Origin of the sequence: Streptomyces sp. AF1A (genome assembly GCF_047340315.1) — a bacterium.
In the GTDB taxonomy this organism is placed as follows: Bacteria; Actinomycetota; Actinomycetes; order Streptomycetales; family Streptomycetaceae; genus Streptomyces.
Genome location: NZ_JBLEBI010000334.1, coordinates 1 through 2,827, shown reverse-complemented (window position 1 = coordinate 2,827; position 2,827 = coordinate 1). Strand labels below are relative to the sequence as shown.

Sequence of the window (2,827 nt, the reverse complement as noted above, 5' to 3'; positions counted from 1 at the left end):
GTCCCAGCGCCTTGTGCCCGGTGGTCATGCCCCGGGTCCAGGACGGCAGACGGGTCCGGGGTGAGCCCGTGAACGCCGGTGACAGCCCCGGGACGGTCGGGTGGGAGGCTGCCGCGCCCCCGGTCCGGGCCGGCACGGAAACCGCCGTGGCACCGGGCGCCGTCGACAGCGGCACGCACCCGGACGTGTCCCGCCCGGACCCGAGCCGGCGGAGCAACTCCTCTGCGTCGTACGGCCGTTCCTCGGGACGCTTGGCCAGCAGGTCGAGGATGACGCGGTCGAGGTGGGCGGGCAGGTCGGGACGCCGTTCGCGCGGGGGCCGGGGCAGGGTGTCGCGGTGGCCGACGAGGACCGCCCAGGTGTCCCCCAGGTCGAACGGCGGTGACCCGGTGGCGATTTCGTACAGCACGCAACCCAGCGAGTACAGGTCGCTGCGCCGGTCGACCGCGTCGCCGCCGATCTGCTCCGGCGACATGTAGTGCGGGGTGCCGAGCGCGACTCCGGCGGTCAGCCGGGCCGTGAAACCGATGTCCTCGCCGAGGCGGGCGATGCCGAAGTCGCAGATCTTCACGGTGCCGTCGGACAGCCGCACGAGGTTGGCGGGTTTCAGGTCCCGGTGCACCACGCCCTGCCGATGCGTGTGGGCGAGGGCCGCGGCGACCTGGCCGGCGATGTCGAGCACGTCGTGCACGGGCAGCGGATGCCCGTGGCTGTCCTCCAGCAACCGGCTCAGGTCACGGCCCTGCAGCAGTTCCATGACCAGATACGGCACCCCGTCGAACTCGCCGAAGTCGTGGACCACGGTCACTCCCGGGTGCGAGAGCGCGGCGGCCACCCGGGCCTCCCGGCGGAACCGCTCCCGCAGCGCGCGGGTGGCCGACGGATCGTCGTACGGGGCGAGCGGCTTGAGGCATTTGACCGCGACCGGCCGGCCCAGCGACTCGTCCCGGGCCCGCCACACCTCGCCCATCCCGCCCCGGCCGATCAGCTCGAGCAGCCGGTACCGGCCCTGGACCAGCCTGTTCTCCCCCATAGCGATCCGCCGCCCCCGTCGCCGTCCGCCCCGCCCCGAAGAGCCCTCACCGCGCCGCGCCGGCCGCCCGCCTCGGCCCGGTCCGTGCCGCACTCCCCCGCCCGTCCAGTATGGCGGCCTATCGCCCGAGTTTGTACGGTGCCGGCCGGGCGTCCGGACCGAGCCGCGCCATCGCGCGCAGAATGTGTTTGGGCGGCAGCTGCCAGCGCACCCGTGCGGGAATCCGCCGCAGCAGGGCGCCGGTCGTCCGCAGCCGACGGGTGACGACGGCGGGTGCGGGGGCCGGTCTGCCGTACAGCGCGTGGGCGTACGGCGGCAGGGCGGCGTACGCCAGATGCGCCACACGCCGCCACAGCGCCTCCCGCAGCGGGAGCAGGAGGGGGTGCGTCGGCGGACGGAGCAGGAAGTCCTCCACCACGCGGGCCTCGGGTCCCGCGGTCAGCTCCGGGCGCACCCGCGCGAAGTAGGCGGCGAGTTCCGCCCGGCTCGCCGGCACGGTCCGCGGGTCGAGGCCCACCAGGCGGGCGCTGACGCGGTGTTCGGCTATGTAGCGGTCGGCCTGGGCGTCGGTGACCGGGAAGCCGGAGCGGCGCAGGACGTGCAGATAGGAGTCGATCTCCGCGCAGTGCACCCAGCGCAGCAGCGCGGGGTCGCCGACGCCGTAGCGCTCGCCGGTGTCGGGGTCGGTCGCCGTCAGCATGGTGTGGATCTTCCGGACGCGGGCGCCGGCGCGTTCGGCGTCGTCGGTCGTGCCGTAGGTGGTCGTGCCGACGAAGTTCGCGGTGCGCATGAGCCGGCCCCACGCGTCGTTGCGGAAGTCGGAGTTCTGCAGGACACCGCGGACCGCGCGCGGGTGGAGGGCCTGGAGGTAGAGCGCGCGGATGCCGGCGACCCACATCATGGGGTCGCCGTGCATCTGCCAGGTCACGGAGTCCGGCGTGAACAGCCCGGGGTCGCCCGCGCCCGCCGTGTGACCGGAGCCTGTGGGTGTCACAGGCCGAAGGTTCCCTGTGGCGCGTTCCTCCAAGCGCCCGGGGCACCGGATTCCTTGCCCGCCCGGTGATCAACGGCTAGGGTCCAGGCGACCGTCGGGGGATCTTGGCAGGTGGGGGACATGGCGGACGACATCGACACGCCGGGTGCGTGGAGACAGGCCACAGCGGCGCTGCTGCTGGTACCGGTACTCGGTCTCGGCCTGTGGCTGCTCGGACGGACCGCGTCCTCGGACCGCGCCCCCTCGCCCGCCAAGTGCTCGGGCGGCGAGCACGGCAAGGCCCCGGGCCATGCGCCTCGCCGGGTCTCCGGGGCGCAGCTGTGCGCGGCACTGAACCGCGCCGACCTGCCCGAACTCCTGGGCACGCCGGGCGAGAAGCCGAACTCCGCGAGTGGCAGCGGTGGTTCCCTCAGGCTCGCCGACGGCAGGGAGATCGCCACTCCTTCGGCCCGGGTCGAGTTCGAGAGCTTCACGGTGACACTGTCGGCCACCTATGACCGCTTTCCGGTGACCGGGGCCGTCACGCTTCTGGGCAGCGGCGCGCGGCAGCGGACGGTGCTGGGCCGTCCGGGCGTCCTGTACACGGACCGGACCATCCGTATCAGGTTCCGCCTCGACGGAGGCGACAGCGACAGCGGTCCGGGGGTCCCGGTCCGCACCCTCGCCGTGGCCCTGGACGCCAAGGACAGCGGTGGCTCCCTCGAGGTGAGCCTGTGGCGCTCGGACGGCGTCCTGCCCGACGACGCGGTGCTGCTCCGCGTCGCCGAGAAGGTGCTGCCGACCGTCCCGGGGTGGGCCTC

At 74.0% G+C, this 2,827-nt stretch carries 3 protein-coding genes; 1 reads left to right on the top strand and 2 read right to left on the bottom strand.

The window, feature by feature from the left end; translation table 11 throughout:
* Both ACLU3S_RS36530 and ACLU3S_RS36525 read right to left on the bottom strand, forming a co-directional pair.
* The coding region (locus tag ACLU3S_RS36530; RefSeq protein WP_413956276.1) for a serine/threonine-protein kinase at window positions 1-1,033 on the bottom strand (1,033 nt) is incomplete at its 3' end.
* Between the two features lie 118 nt (window positions 1,034-1,151).
* The gene (locus tag ACLU3S_RS36525; protein ID WP_413956277.1) at window positions 1,152-1,949 is read right to left on the bottom strand and encodes an oxygenase MpaB family protein; all 798 of its coding nucleotides are present in this window, start codon (window positions 1,947-1,949) and stop codon (window positions 1,152-1,154) included.
* Window positions 1,950-2,147: 198 nt separating this feature from the next.
* Here ACLU3S_RS36525 and ACLU3S_RS36520 point away from each other — a divergent pair.
* A partial coding sequence (locus ACLU3S_RS36520) for a DUF6215 domain-containing protein (protein ID WP_413956275.1) occupies window positions 2,148-2,827 on the top strand: 680 nt, incomplete at its 3' end.

What these genes read in the sequence shown, in the direction of transcription:
- ACLU3S_RS36525 (WP_413956277.1), bottom strand. Translation starts at nt 1,949, where the DNA reads ATGCACGGCGACCCCATGATGTGGGTCGCCGGCATCCGCGCGCTCTAC.